Below are 20,379 nucleotides of genomic sequence, written 5' to 3'. Positions count from 1 at the left end.
ATGATAAAACGCCGCCAGCCGCCTCCTAGGCGCTTATCCGCAATCCGAAAGTTATGTCGTGACGCCCGAACATTCCGAAGAGCCGCCCGCACCCGTGGCCACGGGTGTCGGGCGTTGGCATCCCGTCATGCAATGGGCCGGTCTGCTTCTTCTGTCGCTAATCCTCGCCGCTCTCCTTGAACTCACCGGCATTCCGGCGGCGCTTCTGATGGGGCCGATGGTCGCCGGCGCCGTCGTCGGCATGAATGGCGGCACGATCCGGCTGCCCCGCATGCCCTTTCTCGGCGCCCAGGCGCTGATCGGAACGATGATCGCCGAGACGATCAGCCCCGGCATCCTCGTGACCTTCTTCGGCAATTGGCCGTTGTTTCTCGCCATCGTCTTCTCGGTCATCGCCATGAGCACGCTGAGCGGCTACACGATCAGCCGGCTCAACATTCTGCCGGGCACGACGGCGATCTGGGGCTCGTCGGCGGGGGCCGCCACCAGCATGCTGGTCATGGCCGACGCCTATGGCGCCGACACGCGGCTCGTCGCTTTCATGCAATATCTGCGCGTGGTCTTCGTCGCGGCCGCCGCCTCGCTGGTGGCGCGCTACTGGGCCGGCATCGATGGGGCGGGGCCGGCCATCGTCTGGTTCGGCCCGATCCATGTCGTCCCGTTCCTGGAAACGCTCGCCGTCGTCCTCGTTGGCGGCTGTCTCGGCAAATGGCTGCGCGTTCCCGCCGGCGTCTTCCTCGTGCCCTTCCTGCTCGGCTCCGTTCTCAGTGTCACGGGAATGCTCGTGATAGAAATCCCCGAATGGCTGCTCGCCATCAGCTATGCACTGCTCGGCTGGAATATCGGCCTCGGCTTCACCCGCCCGATCCTTGCCCATGCCCGCCGCGCCCTCGTGCCGACGGTCATTTCCATCCTTGTCCTGATGAGCTTCTCCGGCCTGCTCGCCTTCGTTCTGGTGAGAACGCTCGGCATCGATCCGCTGACGGCCTATCTCGCCACCAGCCCCGGCGGCATGGATTCGATCGCCATCATCGCCGCCTCAAGCAATGTAGACGTGCCCTTCGTCATGGCCCTGCAGACCGCGCGGCTGCTGATGGTAATGGCCGTCGGCCCCTCGCTTGCCCGCTTCGTCGCATCGAAAACGGTTTCCCGCCGATAAGTTTTCGGTGGTCAGGGAATAAGTTGCCGTCTCCATCGGTCTTAACTCCGAACCGCCAACGAAGCGGTTCCCAACATCGAGAGAGGAGACGCAAGATGAGACTATTGCCGCTCGTGACCGCATTTTGCACGCTATCCGCCGCCTCGGCCTTCGCCGCTCCGGTCGTCCAGACTGTCGATACCGACAAGGGCAAGGTGATTGCCGACGAAAAGGGCATGACGCTCTACACCTTCAAGAAGGATGAATCCGGCAAGTCCAATTGCTATGATGACTGCGCCGTGAAATGGCCGCCCTATCTGGCCGCCGACGACGCGACCGCCGATGGCGACTATACGCTGGTCGAGCGCAAGGACGGCAAGAAGCAATGGGCTCTGAAAGGCATGCCGCTCTATTTCTGGGTCAAGGACACCAAGCAGGGCGACGCCACCGGTGACGGCGTCGGAAAGGTCTGGGATGCCGCACGTCCCTGATGACGGTCTTCGCGCGAAGGGGGCAGTTCCCCCTTCCGCGGACACGTTCGAAACCGAGGTCCTGACGCTCGTGCCGTCGCTGCGACGCTATTCCCGCAGCCTCGCCAGATCCGATTCCGATGGCGAAGACCTGTTGCAGGACTGCGTCGAGAAAGTTCTGGTCCGGCGCAGCCAATGGCGCGGCATCAACCTGCGCGCCTGGGCCTTCACGATCATGACCAATCTTTATCGCGACCGGCATCGCCGCACCAGCCAGCACCCGTCCGTCGAACTCGACGATGCCCTCGGCCTGGCAGCCGAGGACGTCTCCGGCGACCCTTTGGAAAAGACACGGCTGCAGCAGGCGCTCAACGCGCTCTCGGCTGATCACCGCACCGTGCTGATGCTCGTCGTGGTCGAAGGATATGGATACCAGGATGTCGCCGACATGATGTCGATCCCGATCGGCACCGTCATGTCGCGCCTGTCGCGGGCGCGCCGCCAGATGGCATCACAGCTGGCGCAGAACAACATCGTTACGCTGCGGAGACCGAAATGACAGACGAACGACCACCGGTCACCGAAGACGACCTGCATGCCTATGTCGATGGCTTCCTTGACGAAGACCACCGGCGCGCGGTCGAGGCCTTTCTGACGGACCATCCGCAGGAAGCCGCGGACGTCGCCGCATGGCAGGCGCAGGCGGCGAACCTCAAGGCAGCCTTTTCCAGTTACGCCCGGTCGAATGAATTCGACGAGACGATGGTGCGCCCCGTCCCCTCGCTTACCCAAAATACGCCGTGGCGCAAGGTGGCTCTGCTCGCCGCGTCACTGGTCCTCTTCCTGTCGGGTGCCGCCGCCGGTATCTATGCCGACAGGTTCCTGGGCGGCACTCTTTCGGTCGAAACGGCCTCCGCGCTCGAAAGCCTGCCGGCCCAGTCGAAATCCGCTTTTCTCATCTATACCAGCGAAAAGCGCCATCCGGTCGAGGTCGGCGCCGACCAGCAGGAGCATCTGGTGACCTGGCTCGGAAAGCGCCTCGACTACAAGCTCGTCGCTCCCGATCTTCGGCCTAAGGGCTATTCGCTTGTGGGCGGCCGGCTGGTACCGGTCAACGGCAAGGCGGGCGCCATGCTGATGTATGAAAACGCAGCCGGAAAGCGGCTGACCATGCTGCTCGGAAAAAATCCGGAAAATGCCGAAACCAGCTTCCGCTTCGAATCCTCAGGGACCGTGGAAACCTTCTACTGGATCGACGGCTCGATCGGTTATGCCGTGACTGCCGAACTCAGCCGCGCCGAACTGCAGGCAATCGCCGAGGAATGTTATCGCCAGTTCGAGAGTTGAGCACCCGAACATGCCCGAACCGACCGGCTGGCGCAGCGATGCGCCCGCACAGACTGCCAACAAAGTACTTTCTGGCATCCTTGAAGGTCGGCTGAAACATCCTGCGGCCACCACAACCTCCCTCATTCCTGTGCCGCCACAGGAATCCAGCCAGATCAAGTCATTGAGCTGAAAGAGTCTTTTGACCCGACGGACGTCGGGTCGCTGTATCCCCGCCACGAGGGCGAGGATAACGGAGAGTGGGGTGCTTCTTCGTCAATTAGCCGGGCTTCGGGGCCAGTGCGATGACGCGCCGGCGCTGACGTCATCGAGTTGGATCGTTTTCCAGCCTGATCGGCTGCCCATGCGGCGTCGCTTCCGCCGCCCGCTGCCAGCTCCGCGTCAGGCTGTCGAGCGTATCGGCCGACGTGATCGACAGTTCCGTCACGAGCCGCGACAGGGCCGCCACCCAGCAGTCGAAATAATCACCGGCGTCATCCCGGCGGCCGGGCTTGACCAGTTCATGCGACAGGGCCTCGGCCCATTCGCTCCAGGAAAACACGCCCTTCTCGTGCAGGCGAACGGTCATGGCAAAGGCTTCCGCCTGCCACGGTTCGGCAAACACCGGATCGCCTTCGTTCGATTTCGGCAGCCCCGGCGATCCCGCCAGCAGTGAAGAAGGCTCATGCGCGTTCAAGGTAGCTCTCCCAGGCATCGATCGAGACGGTCAGGGTCGGATCGGCGCCCTCGCCCCAGATTTCCGGTGCATCGAACACGATGGTATAGACCCATTGCGGATTTTCGCCCTTGCCATGGGCGTTATCGTCCGGAAACACGAAGGAACCCTGCACGGCCTCGATGACACCGGTCTTGGCCCGGGCGTAGCGCGGCAGCCGCGTATGGCTTTCCGGGTTGAAGTTTTTGGTGCGCACCCTTTGCCCGACGGCAAAGACCGGGCCATCTGGAACGGGACGATCGCACGGACCGCCCTTGGCCAGGACCGCCGGCACCATGTCGGCCTTCAGGATACGCTTCGGCTCCGCGTCCTTCTCCAGCATCTGCCCGGCGGCAAGCTCCGCGTCCGACACGAAACCATGGCGTTTCAACAGGGTTTCCAGCGCCCGCATCCAGATTTCGTAGTAACTGGCGGAAAGGTATGTTGCCGGGGGTAAGCTTTCGCGCGCATGCCGGCTTTCATCGATCGTCCAGGCGCCAAAGGCTCCGCAGGAGAGCGTCAGGCCGAGCGCCCGCTTTTCCCATTCGGCATGGAAATAGGGTTCATCCTTTTCCGGCGCGACTGGTCCCATGCCATGCTGTCCGCCAAGGTCCTGCGCACCGTTCATACCGCACCTGCCAAGGATTTCGCCAGGCCCGTGCCGATCATGGAATCACGTGTGACCAACTTAGCCAGCGCGCCTTGGTCGAGACCATCCGTCCCGACCGGACGTTCAGGAATAACAATGTAGCGCAGTTCCGCCGTCGAATCCCAGACACGGATCTTCCTGCCGTCCGGCAGCGTCAGCCCGAACTCGGCCAGCACACCGCGCGGATCGATCACCGCCCGCGAACGATAAGGCGGCGCCTTGTACCAGACCGGCGGCAGGCCGAGAACCGCCCAAGGATAGCAAGAGCAGAGCGTGCAGACGACGAGATTGTGTGTCTCCGGCGTGTTGAAGACGGCGCGCATATGCTCGCCCTGCCGGCCCATATAACCGAGGCTGGCGATGGCAGCAGTTGCATCGCGCCGCAGCCAATCGGCAAAATCCGGCTCGCTCCAGGCCTTGGCAACGACGACAGCACCATTGCGCGGGCCGATCTTGGTCTCGTAGGTCTCGACGATCGCATCGATGGCGGCGGGATCGATCAACCCCTTCTGGGTCAAAACGGTTTCTAGCGCCTTCACCCGCGCTTGCATGTCGGAGAAATGATTGTCGTGGTGGTGGTGATCATCATGGTGGTCATGGTCGTGAGACGTCATGGTGTAGATCCCTCATTCATTTCAGCATCGGCCAAAGACTGAGAACCAGCAAGACGGCCATCGTAATATTAAACCATTTCAGCCGCACCGGATGCGAAAGCCACTGCCGTAGCGCCGACCCGAACCCGGCCCATGTCGACACGCTCGGCACGTTGACAATGGCAAAAATGATGCCGACGATCATGACGCTGAACAGATAAGACTGCTCGCTCGTATAGGTCGCCATCGCCGTCACCGCCATGACCCAGGCCTTGGGATTGATCCACTGAAAGGCTGCCGCCTGCAGGAATGTCATCGGCGCCGTGCCGGTCTGTCCATCCGACAGGCTGCGCGACGTCCCGATCTTCCAGGCGATCCAGATCAGGTAGGCACCGCCGGCGAACTTCAGCGCCGTGTACAGCAACGGCACGGAATGCAGGATGGCGCCGAGTCCAAGGCCGACGGCAATCAGCAGCGTCAGGAACCCCGCGCCGATGCCGATCATATGCGGGATGGTCCGGGTAAAGCCGAAATTCACGCCCGATGCGAACAGCATCATATTGTTCGGTCCCGGCGTGATCGACGTCGTGAACGCGAACAGAAACAACGCGAAAAACGTGTCGACCTGCATGGAATCCTCCCGATATTTTAGGTCAGTTTAGTTGACCTATCGGCGCAAACCACCCGAAACTTGTCAGGGTGACAAGAAGCCTTGCGCATTGTTTTTCCATGCGCTGCCCTTTGCCTCGGAACGATACGCCTTAAATGAGACATCGACCATCCATAGGACGGATCGGCAGTCATGCCGACAAGAGAGGATCCCATGCCAGATGCCATTCCCACGACCGCGTTTCCAGACGGCAGGACAGTCCCGGTCATCGGCCAAGGCACATGGCATATGGGCGAGAACAGGAAAACCGCCACTGATGAGGCCAAGAGCCTGCGGCACGGGTTGGATCTCGGCATGACGCTGATTGATACAGCCGAAATGTACGCTGACGGAGGCGCCGAGCGCGTGGTCGCCGAAGCGATCCGGGGACGTCGTGACGACGCCTTCCTCGTCAGCAAGGTCCTTCCTTCCAACGCCAGCCGCGAGGGTACCGTTCGGGCCTGCGAAGCCAGCCTGAAGCGGCTCGGCGTCGAACAGATCGACCTCTATCTGCTCCATTGGCGCGGCCGTTATCCGCTCAGCGAAAGCGTTGAAGCCTTCGAGACACTGAAACAAACCGGCAAGATCGGCGCCTGGGGCGTGTCCAATTTCGATTCAGACGACATGGATGAACTACGCAATGTGCCCGGCGGCAAAAACGTCGCCACCAATCAGGTGCTCTACAACCTCAACCGCCGCGGCATCGAATATGATCTCCTGAAGGACAGCCGGAAGAGCGGCATCCCAGTCATGGCCTATTCGCCGCTCGACGAAGGCCGCCTGCTGCGCCGTCCGGAACTGGTGCATATCGCCAAGGCACATCAGGCCACCGTCGCCCAGGTGGCGCTCGCCTTTCTTCTTCGCAATCCCGGCGTCATCGTCATCCCCAAGACCGGCATGCCTGAACGCGTCCGCGAAAACCGGGCGGCGGTGGAAGTTCACCTGACCAAGGATGACCTAGCGATTCTCGACCGGACATTCCCGCCACCGGTGAGCAAGATGCCTCTGGAGATGATCTGAGACGATCGCCTTCACAATTGGAAAGGGGCGCTTGAGGCGCCCCTTTTGTCTTACATCCCCTGCGGGCCGCGATTCATCGCCGCGATGCCGGTGCGGCAGACTTCGATGACGCCGAGCGGCTTCATGATGGCGATGAATTGGTCGATCTTGGACGACTTGCCGGTGATTTCCAGGATGAAATGCTCCAGCGTCGCGTCGATCACCTTGGCGTGGAAAGCGTCGGCGAGGCGCAGCGTTTCCGCCCGGCTCTCGCCCTGCCCGTTGACCTTGACCAGCGCCACCTCGCGCTCGATCGGCCGGTCATGACCGAGTTCGGCGGCGCGGACCGTCAGGTCGACGACGCGGTGAACCGGAACGATGCGTTCCAGCTGCGCCTTGATCTGCTCCAGCACATGCGGCGTGCCGCGCGTCACGATGGTGATGCGGGAGAGGTGCGACTGGTGCTCGGTTTCCGAGACGGTCAGGCTCTCGATGTTGTAGCCACGGCCGGAAAACAGGCCGATGACCCGGGCGAGAACGCCCGGTTCGTTGTCGACGAGAACCGAAAGCGTATGGTTTTCCGCCTTCTCGGTTTCCTTGGCGATGAAATAGGCGGAGCCGGTCGGCTGAAGATGTGCGTTCATTGTCTTTGCTCTTTCTATCTCATCAAACCAGCGCGCGGCCCTTGGCGTCGATCGCGTTGGCGACCGCTTCATCCGTGGCTTCGTCCGGCAACAGCATCTCGTTATGCGCCTTGCCCGACGGGATCATCGGGAAGCAGTTGGCGAGATTGGCGACGCGGCAATCGAAGATCACCGGCGCCGGGCTGTCGATCATCGCTTGAATCGCCGCATCCAGATCGTCCGGCTTGTCGCAGCGGATGCCGACACCGCCATAGGCTTCGGCCAGCTTGACGAAGTCGGGCATGGCCTCGGTGTAGGAGTTGGACAGGCGGTTGCCGTGCAGCAGCTGCTGCCACTGGCGGACCATGCCCATATACTGGTTGTTGAGGATGAAGATCTTGACCGGCAGGTTATGCTGCACGGCGCAGGACATTTCCTGGATGCACATCTGGATTGACGCATCGCCGGCGATATCGATGACCAGGCTGTCGGGATGGGCGACCTGGACGCCGATCGCGGCCGGGAAGCCGTATCCCATCGTGCCGAGACCGCCCGAGGTCATCCAGCGGTTTGGGTGTTCGAAACCATAGAACTGGGCAGCCCACATCTGGTGCTGGCCGACTTCCGTGGTGATGTAGGTGTCGCGATGCTTGGTCAGCTCGTAGAGACGCTGGATGGCATATTGCGGCATGATGACGTCGTCGTTCATCTTGTAGGCGAGCGAATTGCGGCCGCGCCACCGGACAATGCCTTCCCACCAATCGGCAAGCCGGTTCTTGTCGATGTCCTTGGCCGACGCCCGCCACTGACGAACCATGTCCTCGAGAACATTGCCGACATCGCCGATGATCGGAACATCGACGCGAACGGTCTTGTTGATCGAGGACGGATCGATATCGATGTGGATCTTTTTGGAGTTGGGCGAAAAGGCGTTGAGGCGGCCGGTGATGCGGTCGTCGAAGCGGGCGCCGATGCAGACCATGACGTCGCAGTCATGCATCGCCATGTTGGCTTCGTAGGTGCCGTGCATCCCCAGCATGCCCAACCAGTTCTTGCCGGAGGCCGGATAGGCGCCGAGCCCCATCAGGGTCGAGGTGATCGGGAAATTGGTCAGTTCGACCAGTTCGCGCAGCAACTGCGAGGATTCCGGGCCGGAATTGATGACGCCACCACCGGAATAGATGACCGGCCGGCGAGCGGACTTCATCATTTCGACGGCTTCGGCGATCCGCCGGGCGTCGCCCTGGAGCTTCGGCTGGTAGCTCGCCTGGACCGGAGCGACGGACGGAGGCGTATAGGTGCCGGTGGCGAACTGGACATCCTTCGGGATATCGACAACGACCGGACCCGGACGACCGGACTGGGCGATACGGAAGGCTTCATGGATGATGCCGGCCAGTTCGTTGACGTCCTTGACCAGCCAGTTGTGCTTGGTGCACGGCCGCGTGATACCGACAGTGTCGCATTCCTGGAAAGCGTCGGAGCCGATCAGCGATGTCGGAACCTGGCCGGTCAGGCAGACCAGCGGGATCGAGTCCATCAGCGCATCTTGCAGCGGCGTAACAGCATTGGTGGCGCCGGGGCCGGAGGTGACCAGCAAAACGCCAACCTTGCCGGTCGAGCGGGCATAACCTTCGGCCATGTGGCCGGCGCCCTGCTCGTGGCGAACGAGGATGTGCTGGATATCGTCCTGCTGGAAGATTTCGTCATAGATCGGCAGGACGGCGCCGCCTGGATAACCGAAGATGTGCTCCACGCCATTGTCCCTCAATGCCTGAAGAACAATCTCCGCCCCGGTCATGCGATTATCCTGGTTGCCCTGCGTCTGGTTGCCCTGCGTCTGGTTGTCTGTGCCGCTCATTGGCCTGTTTCCGTCCATGTTTCTGAGTTTGGCTGTGATTATCGTGTTTGAAGGCATAAAAAAAGGCCCCGTTAGGGCCTCGTGTTTCGCGCATGGGTGGCTATCGCCGGATGGTTACACCATCCTGCCCATGCGCCGTCCCACCACAAGAATTGCTACGATCTGTATCATGATCGGGAGTGTTATCGACAAATCCCTGCCCCGTCAACGCTTTTCGGAAAACAACCGGGACGGGTCCAAAACGGCACATGACCCTCCAACCCCTAGAAACTACTTATTAAATCCCTTCCGATACTGTGCGGTTTCTGGACTTGAGGTTTCATATTGCTCAATAGCGATCTACATTCATCGATCAGCGCGGGCGAGCAGGAGCGGCGTGACACCCTGAAAAGGGGTAACCGCTTCCTCGGGCGCGTTGTCGCGTGCAGCGGTTCGCGCGCGACGATCGCCGCGATCGCCGAAAAAGGCGAGACGACACTGAGCGAACTCTGGTCCGTTGGCCGGCTGATCTCGATCACTGTCGGCGAGAACCGTGTCGTCGCCCTCGTCTATTCCATGCAGACCGCCACCAATGAATGGGGCGAGGAAATCGACAACGTCTTCCGCATCGAAGTGGAATTGATGGGTGAGGTCCATGTCGGCTTGTCCGGCCGCGAGGAGTTCTCCGCCGGTATCAGCGCCTATCCGCATCTCGGCGCTATCGCCCATCGCATCCGCGCCGCCGACCTTGCGCGCATCTACGACACCGGCAAATCCGAATCCTGCGTCATCGGCAAGCTGACACAGGATGACACCCTTGATGCGTTGATCCATGTCCCCTCGATGCTGTCGAAGCATTTCGCCATTGTCGGCACGACCGGCGTCGGCAAGTCGACCGCCGTCGCCCTGCTCCTGCGCAAGGCCATCATCTCTGACCCTAAGCTGCGCGTGCTGATTCTCGATCCGCACAACGAATTTGCCGCCGCCTTTCCGGATCTCGCCGTCGTCATCGATACCGACAATCTCGACCTGCCCTTCTGGCTGATGAAGCTGGAAGAATTCGCCGAGGTGATCTTCCGCGGCCGGCCGCCGGTGCCGGAAGAACTGGACATTCTGCGCGACGTCATTCCGGAAGCCAAGCGCGCCTTCAAGGGATCGGATTCGAGCCTTGCCCGCCGGACCAGCGAAAAAAGCTCGATGACCGCCGACACGCCGGTGCCTTACCGCATGGCCGATCTCCTGGCGCTGATCGACGAGCGCATCGGCCGGCTCGAAGGTCGTACCGACAAGCCGCATCTGCGCTCGCTCAAAGTCAAGGTCATCGGCGCGATCAACGATCCGCGCTACACCTTCATGTTCTCCTCGAACACGATTACCGACACGATCCTCGAGACGATCGCCAAGATCTTCCGCATTCCCGGTGATGGCAAGCCGGTGACGACCTTTCAACTGGCCGGCATACCTTCCGAGGTCGTCAATTCGGTCGCCTCGGTCCTTTGCCGCATGGCCTTTGAAATCGGCTTGTGGAGCAATGGCGGCGTTCACATGCTGGTCGTCTGCGAGGAAGCGCACCGTTACGTTCCGGCCGATGCCAGCCTCGGCTTCGTCCCGACGCGACAGGCGATTGCCCGCATCGCCAAGGAAGGCCGTAAATACGGCGTGTCGCTCGGGATCATCACCCAGCGTCCGGGTGAACTCGATCCGACGATCCTGTCGCAGTGCTCGACCGTGTTCGCCATGCGCTTGTCCAACGACCGCGACCAGGAAATCATCCGCTCGGCGATCCCCAATTCGTCGATCTCGACGACCAGCTTCATTTCCTCGATCGGCAATGGAGAAGCCATCGCCTTCGGTGAAGCCGTCGCTGTTCCCATGCGCATGCGCTTTACCCGTGTCGATGAAAAGAACCTGCCGAAGGCCAACGGTGTCGCTGTCAAGATCACCGACGAGACACCGGATACGGTCGATCTGCGCAACGTCGTCGCTCGCATGCGTGCCATGAACGGGCCCGATATTTCCGGCTTCCAGCAGGCGTATGCCGCCTCAACCGGAACCAGCAGTTCGTACCAATCACCGGCAGAAGACGAGTATGCCGATAACAACGGTTTCGTCGAAACAACGCCGGTCGCCCGGCGCGAGATCGAGGCGTGCGCTCCCGAGCCGTACAATCCGACCATGCTGCCGCGTGCCGAACCGCCCAATCCACAGCTCGAGCGGTTCAACCAGATCCGCAACCAACTGCTTTCGGACGATCCGGCGCCGCAACCGGCAGCCGATCCCTATCGCCAACCTCTGCGTCCGACACCGAGCTTTGCCCAGCCGTCATCCGACCAACCGCGGCCATCGCTGCGCGAAAGCCTGCTGAAAAAGCCGCTGAGCAGCATCATCCGGAAATAGCGTGGCCGATCAGGCGGATTGCGGATCCCAGCGCTGCCAGCTGTCGTCCAGCTGATTGCGGAACCACGTCATCTGCCGTTTGGCATATTGGCGGGTCGCGGCCGAGGCAGTTTCGATGACCTCGTCTCTGCGCATGGTTCCCGCCAGCATCGCCGCGATCTGCGGCACGCCGATCGCCTTCATCGCCGGCATTTCCGGCTTTAGGTTCAGGGCAAGCAGCGCCTCGACTTCCTCGACCGCGCCGGTGTCGAGCATACTGGCGAAACGGCCATTGATCCTTTGACGTAAGAGGTCGCGCTCCGGCAGCACGACGACCTTCATGGCACGGTCGGAATCGATCGCCACCGGCCCCTGCTGCGCCTGAAAATGACGGATGGATTGCCCGGTGGCCTCGAAAATTTCCAGTGCCCGGGCAATGCGTTGTCCGTCGCCCGGGCGCAGCGTCTCAGCCATGCCGGGATCCTTGGCTGTCAGAACCGCATGCAGCCCCTCCGCCCCTTCGTCCTGCAGTCGTCGCCTAACATCATCACGGATCGCAGCCGGAATCGCCGGCATGTCCGACAGGCCGCCAGTCAAGGCTTTGAAATACAGCCCCGTGCCGCCGACGAAGACGGGCACCCGTCCCTCGCCGCGCACCCGCGCCAGAAGATCGGTCGCATCACGAAACCATTCGCCGGTCGAATAATGCTGCGAGGCCGGGACATGGCCGTAGAGATGATGGGGAACGCCTTGCATCTCCGCGCTGGACGGGCGGGCGGTCAGCACATGCAGCGTATCGTAGACCTGCATGCTGTCGGCATTGATGACCACGCCATTGTTACACTTGGCCAAATCGACCGCGAGAGCGGACTTGCCGCTGGCGGTCGGCCCGGTTATCAGGATGGCGTCCTGTCCAATCTCAAGGTTTTTCATCATGGCCTTCGTTGCCACGCTTGTAGCCAATCCGTCAAATCCCGTCCTTTCACCGGCACTCGCCGAGGAAGCAGCCGCTGCGGTCGATGCGTCCGGCCTCTACTGGCTGGCTGATGGGGTTGCCTGCGATATCGCGCTGAAAGACGGCGCCAATCCGGACTGGCAGGAAGCGCTGCTGCGCGGCGTGGTCGGTGACGCGCCGGTAGACATCGTCGTCCAGAACGCCGAGACGCGGCGCAAGAAACTGCTGATCGCCGACATGGATTCCACCATGATCGGCCAGGAATGCATCGACGAACTCGCCGCCGAAGTCGGGCTGAAAGATCAGGTCGCATCCATCACCGCGCGCGCCATGAACGGCGAGATCGCCTTCGAGCCGGCATTGATCGAACGGGTCGCCCTGCTCAAGGGCCTGCCGCTCAGCGTCGTCGGCGACGTGATTGCCAAGCGGATTACCCTGACCCCCGGTGGCCTCGAACTTATCGCCACGATGAAGGTCAAGGGCTATTACACGGCGCTGGTTTCCGGCGGCTTCACCGTCTTCACGGGGCCGATCGCGGCAACGCTCGGCTTCCACGAAAACCGGGCGAACATCCTCATCGAAAAGGACGGCGTGCTGAGCGGTACGGTCGCCGAGCCGATCCTCGGCAAGCAGGCCAAGGTCGATGCGCTCGTCGATATCACGACACGGCTCGGCATCTCCACCAGCGAGGCCATGGCTGTCGGTGACGGCGCCAACGACCTCGGCATGCTGCATCTGGCCGGCGCCGGCGTCGCGCTGCACGCAAAGCCGGTCGTCTCCTCACAAGTCAAGATCCGTATCGACCATGCCGATCTGACAGCGCTTCTTTATATTCAGGGATACCGGAAGACGGACTTCGTCCGGTGATCATCGTCGAGACAGAACGGCTGCGTGTGCGCAACTGGCGGAAGACCGACCGGCCGCTGTTTGCCGAAATCAACGCCGACCCGAAAGTCATGGAATTCTTCCCCCGCCGTCGCACGCGTGCAGAATCCGACGCTTTGATGGACGAGATCCGGCGCCGCATCGCCGATACCGGTCTGGGCTTCTTCGCGCTGGCACTGCGCGACACCGACGAACCGATCGGGTTCCTCGGTTTGGCATTGACCGATCTCGAGCCACATCTTCCCGACGGCACCATCGAGATCGGCTGGCGGCTGGCGATTCGCTTCTGGCAAAAGGGCTATGTTACGGAGGCGTCCCAAGCCATGCTGCGACACGGCTTCGAGACATGTGGGCTTGCCGAAATCGTCTCTTTCGCCGTGGAGCAGAACAGCCGCTCGACGGCCGTGATGCAACGGCTCGGCATGCGGCGCGATCCGAACCGCGATTTCGATCATCCCCGCGTGCCCGACACCCTGCCCCATCTCAAGCGTCACGTTCTTTACGCGCTGAGCCGCAAGGACTGGCAGGAACGATAAAGGCGGACCTTTCGGCCCACCTCTCGAATCCACACCGCGAATCATGCAGAAGCCTATTCGATCCGAACGGTAACGAACCGGAGTTCGCCGGTCTTGTTGGCAATCATCAGCAGCGCATTGCGGCGGCCATCCGCCTTCAGCTTTTCGACACGGGCCGAAACGTCTTCCGGCGTCTCCATCGCTTCCTGGCCAATTTCGGCGATCACGTCGCCAGCCGCGATCCGGCGCTCGGCTGCGGCCGATTGCGGGTCGACGTCGGTGATGACGACGCCTTCGACATCGTCGGCAATGCCATAGGTCTTGCGGGCGGCGGCGTCGAGAACCGCGAGCTTCATGCCGAGAACCACATCGGATGGCGGCAGTTCAGCGGCCGGTGGTTCGGCCTGATCCGTACCCTCTTCCTCGCCCTGTGGGCTCTGTCCCGCCTCGGCGGCATTGTCGCCGTCCTCCAGACGACCAAGCGTCACCTTGACGGTCAGCTCCTTGCCGTCGCGAACGACGACCACATCGACGGCCTTGCCGACCGGGCTTTCGGCAACGACACGCGGCAGGTCGCGCATCTCGACCACGTCGCGGCCATCGAACTTGATGATCACGTCGCCGGTCTTGATGTCCCCACCATCGACAGGCCCGCCCTTGATGATGCCGGCGACCAGGGCGCCCTTCGGCGTTTCCATTTTCAGGCTTTCGGCAATGTCACTCGTCACCGGTTGGATGCGCACACCGAGCCAGCCGCGATGGGTTTCACCGAACTCGCGGAGCTGGTTGATGACATTGGCAGCGAGTTCGGTCGGCACCGAGAAGCCGATACCGATCGAGCCGCCGCTCGGCGAAATGATCGCCGTGTTGATGCCGATGACTTCGCCCTTCATGTTGAACAGCGGACCGCCGGAATTGCCCTTGTTGATCGCAGCGTCGGTCTGAATGAAATTGTCGTAAGGACCCGCATTGATATTGCGGCCGCGTGCCGAAATGATGCCGACCGTCACCGTGCCGCCAAGGCCGAACGGGTTGCCGATCGCCATCACCCAGTCGCCGATGCGCATCGTGCGGGAATCACCGAGCGGCACCGCCGTCAGCGGCTTTTTCGGCTCGACCTTGAGGACGGCGAGATCGGTCTTGGTATCGGTGCCGATCAGCTTTGCCTTCAGCTTGGAGCCATTGGCGAAATTGACTTCGATGTCGTCGGCACCCTCGATCACGTGATTGTTGGTGACGATGACGCCCGAGGGATCGATGACGAAGCCGGAGCCGAGCGAATCCACCGTGCGCTGGCGATTGCTGCCTTCTCCGCCCTGCCCCTTGAAGTATTCGTCGAAGAACTGCTGGAACGGTGAACCGTCCGGCACCTGCGGCATGGGTGTCTGGTCGTCGTTCTTGATGTTCTGCGACGTCGAGATGTTGACGACGGCGTCGAGAAGGCCGGCCGCGAGATCGGCGACCGATTCCGGTCCCTGCTGCGTCATGACCGGCGGCTTCGTCTGAGCGACGGCGACCACCGGCCATGCATTGAGAACCAGCGCGGCGCTTGCCGCCAGCGTGACGGATCGGACGAAGGAAGCGCGGATGGACAAGCCCATGGGGTCCTCTCGGAAATGGCATGCCGGGATGGCAGCAAGGTCTTCATCAGATGGCGCAGACGCCTATCCGGGCACTGCACACATAGGAATTTCCGCTGCCCGGTATGGCGTAGAATCTATGCGAAGATAAGGCGGATTTGGGACGCGTCCAGTCATCTTTTCGTCAGCACGAATGTCTGCTGGACGCCGAGCGCCTCAGGTCATGATCTCGTGACCATGCGCCTTTAGGGCTGCCACGGCCTTGTCGAGGTCGGATCCGATGATGAAGACGTAATCGGTGCTGAACGTCGAATTGGCGAAGATGCCGACGCCGGCGTCCGATAGCGGGTTGAGCACCGATGCCAGCACGCCCGGGACCTCGAAATTGAAGTGCTGCTCGATGCGGAAGCACCGCCAGCCGCCCGAGGACTGGACGCCGGAAGGAATGCGCGCCGCCCGGCAGACAAGCGTCATTTCCTCGCGCGAACTGGATACGGTCCAGAATCCCGCCCCCGGCAGCCACTCCGGAAGTTGCGACCCGATATTGAGCCGGGTGATCGCATATTCGGCATCCACCAGACGAATGAGCAATTTATGTGTCATGTCCTACCCTCGCACGAGCCAGACCAATACGACGCCAACAGCGATGGAAGCAAGGCCGAACAGCCGCAACTGTTGCTCAGGAATATCAGGCAATCGCTTCGCCAGTTCCACCAAAAGCAAAGGGGCCAGTGCGTACACCAGCCCCTCAATGATCAGGAAAAAAGCAATTCCTGTCAGAAAATCACCCATTGTCTCGATCAGTTTCCTGTCGCCGGCTGGGTGACGGACGGAACAGCAGCCCCATCCGAGTTGTTGAAGTAACGGAAGAATTCCGAATCAGGCGACAGGACCAACGTCGTTTCCGGGCTGGCGATCGCCGCGCCGTAAGCCGCCATCGAGCGATAGAACTCGAAGAACTTCGGATCGCGGGCAAAAGCATCGGCAAAAACGGCTGTCCGTTCAGCTTCACCCTCGCCTCGCAGGATTTCCGAATCGCGCTGGGCCTCCGCTACGAACTCGACGACCTGACGATCGGCGATGGCGCGGCGGGTCTGGCCCTTTTCGTTGCCGCGGGCGCGGATCAGTTCGGCTTCGGCAAGACGCTCGGCCTTCATCCGTTCATAGGTCTGCTGCGATACTTCCTGTGTCAGGTCGGTACGGCGAATGCGGACGTCCTCGATATTGAGGCCGAGCGATTCCGCGTCGCCCTTCAGGTCGGCGCGGACTTCGCGCATCATTGAAGCCCGCTCTTCGGACAGCGCCGATTCGAAGCCTCGCAAACCGTAAACTCGGCGAAGCGACGCATCGAGACGCGTGCGAAGACGTGATTCCGCCGATTCGCGGTCGCCCGAGACGGTCTGGCGGAAGCGGCGGGCATCACTAATCTTGTAGACCACGAACGCATCGACTTCATAGAACTTGCCGCCGGAGACCTGGACGCGGATATTGTCGAGGTCAAAGCGCAGTGCCTGCTTTTCGACATACTGGACGCGGTCTGCATCCATGAAGGCGAACGGCAGCTTGAAGTAGAGGCCCGGCTCGGTCTTGACGTCCTTGATCTGGCCGAAGCGCACGACGATCGCCTGCTGGCGCTGATTGACGATGAAGACGGACGAATAGACCGCCATCAGCACGAGGGCCAGGCCGATCAGGATATAGGGAAGACGATTGTTCATTACTGGGCCCCTCCCGACGTCGCGGGCTTGACGATTTCATTCAGCGGCAGGTAGGGCAGCACGCCCTGGCCGTTCTTCTCGTCGAGAATGATCTTCTTCGACTTGCCGAGAACGCCCTGCATCGTTTCCAGATAGAGCCGCTTGCGGGTCACGTCAGGTGCCTTGGCATAGGCATCGTAGACGGAGATGAAGCGTTGCGCCTCACCCTGCGCTTCCTTGACGACACGGTCCTTGTAGGCAGTCGCTTCTTCGCGAATCTGCGCGGACTGGCCGCGCGCCTTGCCGAGTACCTGGTTGGCGTATTGGTTGGCTTCCTCGACGAACCGGTCTTCATCCTGTTCGGCGCGCTGCACCTCGTCGAAGGCATCGGCCACTTCGCGCGGCGGAGCCGCATCCTCGATCGCTACCGTATTGATGGAGATACCGGCACCATAGGTGTCCATCGTCGCCTGGATCGTGGTCTTCACGTCGGCTGCGATCGCCTGGCGATTGTCGCGGAAAATATCCTGCGCCGGCCGGCGGCCAACGACTTCGCGCATGGCGCTTTCGGACACACGCTGCAGGGTATCGGCAGGATTTTCGACGTTGAACAGATAGGCCTTGGCATCGGTCACGGAGAACAGCACGGAAAACTGCACGTTGACGATATTCTGGTCGCCCGACAGCATCAGGCCGGCTGCGGACTGGTCGCCGACGCCCGACTTCGAGCCGATATTCTGCTGCTGCTCGGTGATCTTGACCAGTTCGACCGTTTCCAGCGGCCAGAAATGGTAATGAAGCCCCGGCATGGACACTTCGTCCTTCGGCTTGCCGAAGCGCATCTCGACGCCACGCTCGTCAGGCTGAACCGTGTAGATCGAGTTGATCAGGACAAAGCCGATCAGCAGCAGGCCGATGATGACGGCGACACCGCCATTGAAACCACCGGGAACGACGCCTTTGAGTTGATCCTGCCCACGGCGGAAGATTTCCTCCAGATCCGGCGGGCCGCCGTTGCCACGGCCGCCGCCGCCGCCGCGTGGGCGGTTCGGTCCTTGACCCCAGGGGCCTTTATTTCCGCCGCCGCCACCGCCGCCCCCCCAAGGACCACCGCCGCCGCCGTTCTGATTGCTCCAGGGCATTCATACCTCTTCCATAGAAAAATTCCGAGATCAGGCACCCGCGAACGCGCCGCAGGCCGAGATGTGAACTCGTTATAGGTATCTGGCGGGATGCTTTCAACGCGGCGCATCCAACTTCACCGTAAATCCGGCAAAATAGTTGACGCGATTCAGTTTTTGCGACGCCAGGTCGCAAAATGCATGGAGTGGCTATCCTTTTCGCCCTGCGGCAGCGGTTCGGAAAAGCTCTTTTCGAACACAAGCCGATCAATGCCCGGAAAACGCGTATCGCCATCGACGGTGGCGCCAACCTCGGTGACATGGAGGATGTCCGTCACCCGGATAGCCTGCCGGTAAATCTCGCCGCCGCCGATGATGCAGATTTCGTCGACCCCAAGGGCCTTCGCCTGTTGCCTGCCGAGCAGGATCGCCTCGTCCAGCGAGATCACGCTCGTTGCGCCCTCGGCCCGAAAGTCCGGATCGCGGCTGATGACGATATTAGGCCGCCCCGGCAGCGGACGGCCGATCGAAGCCCAGGTCTTGCGGCCCATGATCACGGGCTTGCCCAGCGTCAGCGCCTTGAAGCGCTTGAGATCGGTCGGCAGATGCCATGGCAGGCCGCCTTCGCGCCCGATGACACCGTTTTCGGCAACGGCGACAACGATGGTGATTTTCGCGTCAGTCATGAAATCCATCCGGCTTGCTGTCGATCTCGCGGGCGCGGACAAGCGCCGGGCGGGCGGTGAGCGTTTGCACATAACGGTCGACTGCAACGCTTTCCGGCAGCAGCCTGCGCATCCAGGCCAGCGCGCCGCCGAGCAGAAGATCGACCGCGCTGATCCTGTCGCCGAGCAGATAGGGTTGCCGCTCCAGCGTGCCGGTGACATGCCGGCACATGTCTCGATAGCCCTTTTCAAGGTTCGGATTGCTCTGCGTCATCCCGCTGATGAAGGCGGTGCCCGTCGGCTCGATCACTCCGGCATAATAGGCAAGCCAGGAGAGATAGGCACCGCGCCCAGCATCACCCTGCGGCCGCCCCATATCCGATTTTGGAAACAGGTCGCTCAGGTAGAGCGTGATCGCGGTCGATTCGGTGATCAGCGCCTTGTCGTGCAGCAGCGCCGGCACCTGCTTGTGGGGATGCGGGTTGTCGTCGTCGGGCGCACCGGAGCCATCCCTGCGGCGGATCGAAACGTAGCGGATATCGTATTGGACACCCAGTTCCTCCAGGAGCCAGACCATGCGACCCGATCGCGACATCGGCGCGTGAATGAGTGTCAGCATGCAGTCCTCTCTAACCGGTCAAGCACAGGGCCCGATCTCCGCTGCGCCCGAAGCTTACACCGAAACCGGCGCCTTGATATGTGAATCAGCTTCGTAGCCGACCAGCTCAAAGTCTTCGAACTTAAAGGAAAACAGATCCTTCACCTGCGGGTTCAAGACCATTTTCGGCAAGGCCTTTGGCGAACGGCCCAGTTGCTGGCGCGCCTGTTCGAAATGATTCTTGTAGATATGCGCATCACCGAACGTATGGATGAAATCACCCGGCTTCAGCCCGGTCACCTGTGCCACCATCAGCGTTAAAAGCGCGTAGGATGCGATATTGAAGGGCACGCCGAGGAAGATGTCGGCGGAGCGCTGGTAGAGCTGGCAGGAGAGCTTGCCGTCGGCGACATAGAACTGGAACAGACAGTGGCAGGGCGGCAGCGCCATTTCGTCCACCAATGCCGGGTTCCAGGCCGATACGATGTGGCGGCGCGAATTCGGATTGGTCTTCAAGCCCTCGACGAGATTGACGATCTGGTCGAGGTGGCGCCCGTCATGGGTCGGCCAGGACCGCCACTGATAGCCATAGACCGGCCCGAGGTCGCCATTCTCGTCGGCCCATTCGTCCCAGATATTGACGCCGTTCTGCTTGAGATAGGCGATGTTCGTATCGCCTTTCAGAAACCAGAGAAGTTCGTGGATGATCGAGCGCAGATGCAGCTTCTTGGTCGTCAGGACCGGAAACCCCTCGGCCAGATCGAAGCGCATCTGGTAGCCGAACACCGAGCGCGTGCCGGTGCCCGTGCGGTCGCCGCGATCGGACCCGGTCTCCATCACATGCCGCAAGAGGTCGAGATACTGTTTCATGGGTCCGCCGCCGATTCGTTTGAGCGGTAAAATAGGCGCAAGTCGGCGGCGAACCAATCCGTAAATCCCGCATGTCCCCAGGCTTGATATGGCTTTAGGACCAATCGCCATTCCG

General features: G+C 61.5%; 24 protein-coding genes. 9 read left to right on the top strand and 15 right to left on the bottom strand.

The genetic code is table 11. The annotated features are described in order from the left end of the window. Positions 1-58: 58 nt before the first annotated feature. The 5 genes from ACST81_RS11260 to ACST81_RS11240 all read left to right on the top strand — a co-directional run bounded on the left by ACST81_RS11260 (position 59) and on the right by ACST81_RS11240 (position 3,127). On the top strand, positions 59-1,159 hold the full coding sequence (locus ACST81_RS11260) for an AbrB family transcriptional regulator (RefSeq protein ID WP_438747648.1): 1,101 nt from the start codon (positions 59-61) through the stop codon (positions 1,157-1,159). Between the two features lie 95 nt (positions 1,160-1,254). Next, positions 1,255-1,629, top strand: coding sequence for a COG4315 family predicted lipoprotein (locus tag ACST81_RS11255; RefSeq protein ID WP_438747646.1), 375 nt, complete (start codon positions 1,255-1,257; stop codon positions 1,627-1,629). Then, a complete protein-coding gene (locus ACST81_RS11250; RefSeq protein WP_438747645.1) occupies positions 1,613-2,167 on the top strand; it encodes an RNA polymerase sigma factor in 555 nt (184 codons plus the stop codon). The genes ACST81_RS11255 and ACST81_RS11250 overlap by 17 nt, the downstream gene beginning before the upstream one ends. Beyond that, entirely contained in the window at positions 2,164-2,955 is a 792-nt protein-coding gene (locus ACST81_RS11245; RefSeq protein ID WP_438747642.1) for an anti-sigma factor family protein, read from the top strand. Before ACST81_RS11250 ends, ACST81_RS11245 begins: the two co-directional genes overlap by 4 nt. 10 nt (positions 2,956-2,965) lie before the next feature. Then, complete coding sequence (locus ACST81_RS11240; protein ID WP_438747641.1) at positions 2,966-3,127, top strand: hypothetical protein; 162 nt, start codon at positions 2,966-2,968, stop codon at positions 3,125-3,127. A 132-nt stretch (positions 3,128-3,259) separates the two neighbouring features. Here ACST81_RS11240 and ACST81_RS11235 read toward each other — a convergent pair whose 3' ends face one another. Genes ACST81_RS11235 through ACST81_RS11220 form a run of 4 tightly spaced genes read right to left on the bottom strand, consistent with a single transcriptional unit; the run spans position 3,260 to position 5,522 of the window. After that, positions 3,260-3,649: a nitrile hydratase accessory protein gene (locus ACST81_RS11235; RefSeq protein WP_438747639.1), complete on the bottom strand. Its 390-nt coding sequence runs from the start codon at positions 3,647-3,649 to the stop codon at positions 3,260-3,262. After that, the gene (gene nthB, locus ACST81_RS11230) at positions 3,618-4,277 is read right to left on the bottom strand and encodes a nitrile hydratase subunit beta (protein ID WP_438747636.1); all 660 of its coding nucleotides are present in this window, start codon (positions 4,275-4,277) and stop codon (positions 3,618-3,620) included. The genes ACST81_RS11235 and nthB overlap by 32 nt, the downstream gene beginning before the upstream one ends. Beyond that, complete coding sequence (gene nthA / locus ACST81_RS11225) at positions 4,274-4,912, bottom strand: nitrile hydratase subunit alpha (protein ID WP_438747634.1); 639 nt, start codon at positions 4,910-4,912, stop codon at positions 4,274-4,276. The genes nthB and nthA overlap by 4 nt, the downstream gene beginning before the upstream one ends. Positions 4,913-4,928: 16 nt before the next feature. Next, positions 4,929-5,522 carry a LysE family translocator gene (locus ACST81_RS11220; protein WP_438747632.1) on the bottom strand — a complete coding sequence of 198 codons (594 nt, stop codon included), beginning with the start codon at positions 5,520-5,522 and terminating at the stop codon, positions 4,929-4,931. Positions 5,523-5,714: 192 nt separating this feature from the next. Here ACST81_RS11220 and ACST81_RS11215 point away from each other — a divergent pair, with 192 nt between their 5' ends. Continuing rightward, entirely contained in the window at positions 5,715-6,560 is an 846-nt protein-coding gene (locus ACST81_RS11215) for an aldo/keto reductase (RefSeq protein WP_438747631.1), read from the top strand. Positions 6,561-6,610: 50 nt separating this feature from the next. Here the strand turns inward: ACST81_RS11215 and ilvN are convergent, their stop codons facing one another. Further along, positions 6,611-7,183 carry an acetolactate synthase small subunit gene (gene ilvN / locus ACST81_RS11210; RefSeq protein WP_112407525.1) on the bottom strand — a complete coding sequence of 191 codons (573 nt, stop codon included), beginning with the start codon at positions 7,181-7,183 and terminating at the stop codon, positions 6,611-6,613. A gap of 22 nt (positions 7,184-7,205) precedes the next feature. Next, entirely contained in the window at positions 7,206-9,023 is a 1,818-nt protein-coding gene (locus ACST81_RS11205; protein ID WP_438747628.1) for an acetolactate synthase 3 large subunit, read from the bottom strand. A gap of 324 nt (positions 9,024-9,347) precedes the next feature. On the opposite strand from ACST81_RS11205, the gene ACST81_RS11200 reads away from it, so the two are divergent. Further along, positions 9,348-11,399 carry an ATP-binding protein gene (locus ACST81_RS11200; protein WP_438747626.1) on the top strand — a complete coding sequence of 684 codons (2,052 nt, stop codon included), beginning with the start codon at positions 9,348-9,350 and terminating at the stop codon, positions 11,397-11,399. A 9-nt stretch (positions 11,400-11,408) separates the two neighbouring features. Here ACST81_RS11200 and miaA read toward each other — a convergent pair whose 3' ends face one another. Continuing rightward, entirely contained in the window at positions 11,409-12,311 is a 903-nt protein-coding gene (miaA, locus tag ACST81_RS11195; RefSeq protein WP_438753515.1) for a tRNA (adenosine(37)-N6)-dimethylallyltransferase MiaA, read from the bottom strand. Position 12,312: 1 nt separating this feature from the next. Between miaA and serB the strand changes: the two genes are divergently transcribed. Both serB and ACST81_RS11185 read left to right on the top strand, forming a co-directional pair. Further along, positions 12,313-13,200 (top strand): phosphoserine phosphatase SerB, encoded by an 888-nt coding sequence (serB, locus tag ACST81_RS11190; RefSeq protein ID WP_438747624.1) that lies wholly within the window; start codon positions 12,313-12,315, stop codon positions 13,198-13,200. Continuing rightward, positions 13,197-13,754, top strand: coding sequence for a GNAT family N-acetyltransferase (locus tag ACST81_RS11185; RefSeq protein ID WP_438747623.1), 558 nt, complete (start codon positions 13,197-13,199; stop codon positions 13,752-13,754). Before serB ends, ACST81_RS11185 begins: the two co-directional genes overlap by 4 nt. Before the next feature lie 53 nt (positions 13,755-13,807). Here the strand turns inward: ACST81_RS11185 and ACST81_RS11180 are convergent, their stop codons facing one another. From ACST81_RS11180 to ACST81_RS11145, 8 genes are all read right to left on the bottom strand, one after another. After that, complete coding sequence (locus tag ACST81_RS11180) at positions 13,808-15,334, bottom strand: DegQ family serine endoprotease (protein ID WP_438747620.1); 1,527 nt, start codon at positions 15,332-15,334, stop codon at positions 13,808-13,810. Between the two features lie 195 nt (positions 15,335-15,529). Beyond that, positions 15,530-15,916: an ACT domain-containing protein gene (locus ACST81_RS11175; RefSeq protein WP_438747618.1), complete on the bottom strand. Its 387-nt coding sequence runs from the start codon at positions 15,914-15,916 to the stop codon at positions 15,530-15,532. Positions 15,917-15,919: 3 nt separating this feature from the next. Then, a complete protein-coding gene (locus ACST81_RS11170) occupies positions 15,920-16,105 on the bottom strand; it encodes a DUF2065 domain-containing protein (RefSeq protein WP_438747617.1) in 186 nt (61 codons plus the stop codon). Positions 16,106-16,113: 8 nt separating this feature from the next. Continuing rightward, complete coding sequence (hflC, locus tag ACST81_RS11165) at positions 16,114-17,031, bottom strand: protease modulator HflC (RefSeq protein ID WP_438747615.1); 918 nt, start codon at positions 17,029-17,031, stop codon at positions 16,114-16,116. Next, positions 17,031-18,152 carry an FtsH protease activity modulator HflK gene (gene hflK / locus ACST81_RS11160; protein ID WP_438747613.1) on the bottom strand — a complete coding sequence of 374 codons (1,122 nt, stop codon included), beginning with the start codon at positions 18,150-18,152 and terminating at the stop codon, positions 17,031-17,033. Before hflK ends, hflC begins: the two co-directional genes overlap by 1 nt. Before the next feature lie 149 nt (positions 18,153-18,301). Beyond that, entirely contained in the window at positions 18,302-18,817 is a 516-nt protein-coding gene (locus ACST81_RS11155) for a dihydrofolate reductase (protein ID WP_438747610.1), read from the bottom strand. Continuing rightward, positions 18,810-19,415 carry a glutathione S-transferase family protein gene (locus ACST81_RS11150; RefSeq protein ID WP_438747607.1) on the bottom strand — a complete coding sequence of 202 codons (606 nt, stop codon included), beginning with the start codon at positions 19,413-19,415 and terminating at the stop codon, positions 18,810-18,812. The genes ACST81_RS11155 and ACST81_RS11150 overlap by 8 nt, the downstream gene beginning before the upstream one ends. A gap of 54 nt (positions 19,416-19,469) precedes the next feature. Next, positions 19,470-20,264, bottom strand: coding sequence for a thymidylate synthase (locus tag ACST81_RS11145; protein ID WP_438747605.1), 795 nt, complete (start codon positions 20,262-20,264; stop codon positions 19,470-19,472). Positions 20,265-20,379: the final 115 nt, after the last annotated feature.

This window comes from Pararhizobium sp. O133, assembly GCF_051669845.1.
In the GTDB taxonomy this organism is placed as follows: Bacteria; Pseudomonadota; Alphaproteobacteria; order Rhizobiales; family Rhizobiaceae; genus Pararhizobium.
This window is presented reverse-complemented; position numbering and strand designations above follow the sequence as displayed.

What these genes read in the sequence shown, in the direction of transcription:
- ACST81_RS11255 (WP_438747646.1), top strand. Translation starts at nt 1,255, where the DNA reads ATGAGACTATTGCCGCTCGTGACCGCATTTTGCACGCTATCCGCCGCC.
- ACST81_RS11250 (WP_438747645.1), top strand. Translation starts at nt 1,613, where the DNA reads ATGCCGCACGTCCCTGATGACGGTCTTCGCGCGAAGGGGGCAGTTCCC.
- ACST81_RS11245 (WP_438747642.1), top strand. Translation starts at nt 2,164, where the DNA reads ATGACAGACGAACGACCACCGGTCACCGAAGACGACCTGCATGCCTAT.
- ACST81_RS11240 (WP_438747641.1), top strand. Translation starts at nt 2,966, where the DNA reads ATGCCCGAACCGACCGGCTGGCGCAGCGATGCGCCCGCACAGACTGCC.
- ACST81_RS11235 (WP_438747639.1), bottom strand. Translation starts at nt 3,649, where the DNA reads ATGCCTGGGAGAGCTACCTTGAACGCGCATGAGCCTTCTTCACTGCTG.
- nthB (WP_438747636.1), bottom strand. Translation starts at nt 4,277, where the DNA reads ATGAACGGTGCGCAGGACCTTGGCGGACAGCATGGCATGGGACCAGTC.
- nthA (WP_438747634.1), bottom strand. Translation starts at nt 4,912, where the DNA reads ATGACGTCTCACGACCATGACCACCATGATGATCACCACCACCACGAC.
- ACST81_RS11220 (WP_438747632.1), bottom strand. Translation starts at nt 5,522, where the DNA reads ATGCAGGTCGACACGTTTTTCGCGTTGTTTCTGTTCGCGTTCACGACG.
- ACST81_RS11215 (WP_438747631.1), top strand. Translation starts at nt 5,715, where the DNA reads ATGCCAGATGCCATTCCCACGACCGCGTTTCCAGACGGCAGGACAGTC.
- ilvN (WP_112407525.1), bottom strand. Translation starts at nt 7,183, where the DNA reads ATGAACGCACATCTTCAGCCGACCGGCTCCGCCTATTTCATCGCCAAG.
- ACST81_RS11205 (WP_438747628.1), bottom strand. Translation starts at nt 9,023, where the DNA reads ATGAGCGGCACAGACAACCAGACGCAGGGCAACCAGACGCAGGGCAAC.
- miaA (WP_438753515.1), bottom strand. Translation starts at nt 12,311, where the DNA reads ATGAAAAACCTTGAGATTGGACAGGACGCCATCCTGATAACCGGGCCG.
- serB (WP_438747624.1), top strand. Translation starts at nt 12,313, where the DNA reads ATGGCCTTCGTTGCCACGCTTGTAGCCAATCCGTCAAATCCCGTCCTT.
- ACST81_RS11180 (WP_438747620.1), bottom strand. Translation starts at nt 15,334, where the DNA reads ATGGGCTTGTCCATCCGCGCTTCCTTCGTCCGATCCGTCACGCTGGCG.
- ACST81_RS11175 (WP_438747618.1), bottom strand. Translation starts at nt 15,916, where the DNA reads ATGACACATAAATTGCTCATTCGTCTGGTGGATGCCGAATATGCGATC.
- ACST81_RS11170 (WP_438747617.1), bottom strand. Translation starts at nt 16,105, where the DNA reads ATGGGTGATTTTCTGACAGGAATTGCTTTTTTCCTGATCATTGAGGGG.
- hflC (WP_438747615.1), bottom strand. Translation starts at nt 17,031, where the DNA reads ATGAACAATCGTCTTCCCTATATCCTGATCGGCCTGGCCCTCGTGCTG.
- hflK (WP_438747613.1), bottom strand. Translation starts at nt 18,152, where the DNA reads ATGCCCTGGAGCAATCAGAACGGCGGCGGCGGTGGTCCTTGGGGGGGC.
- ACST81_RS11155 (WP_438747610.1), bottom strand. Translation starts at nt 18,817, where the DNA reads ATGACTGACGCGAAAATCACCATCGTTGTCGCCGTTGCCGAAAACGGT.
- ACST81_RS11150 (WP_438747607.1), bottom strand. Translation starts at nt 19,415, where the DNA reads ATGCTGACACTCATTCACGCGCCGATGTCGCGATCGGGTCGCATGGTC.
- ACST81_RS11145 (WP_438747605.1), bottom strand. Translation starts at nt 20,264, where the DNA reads ATGAAACAGTATCTCGACCTCTTGCGGCATGTGATGGAGACCGGGTCC.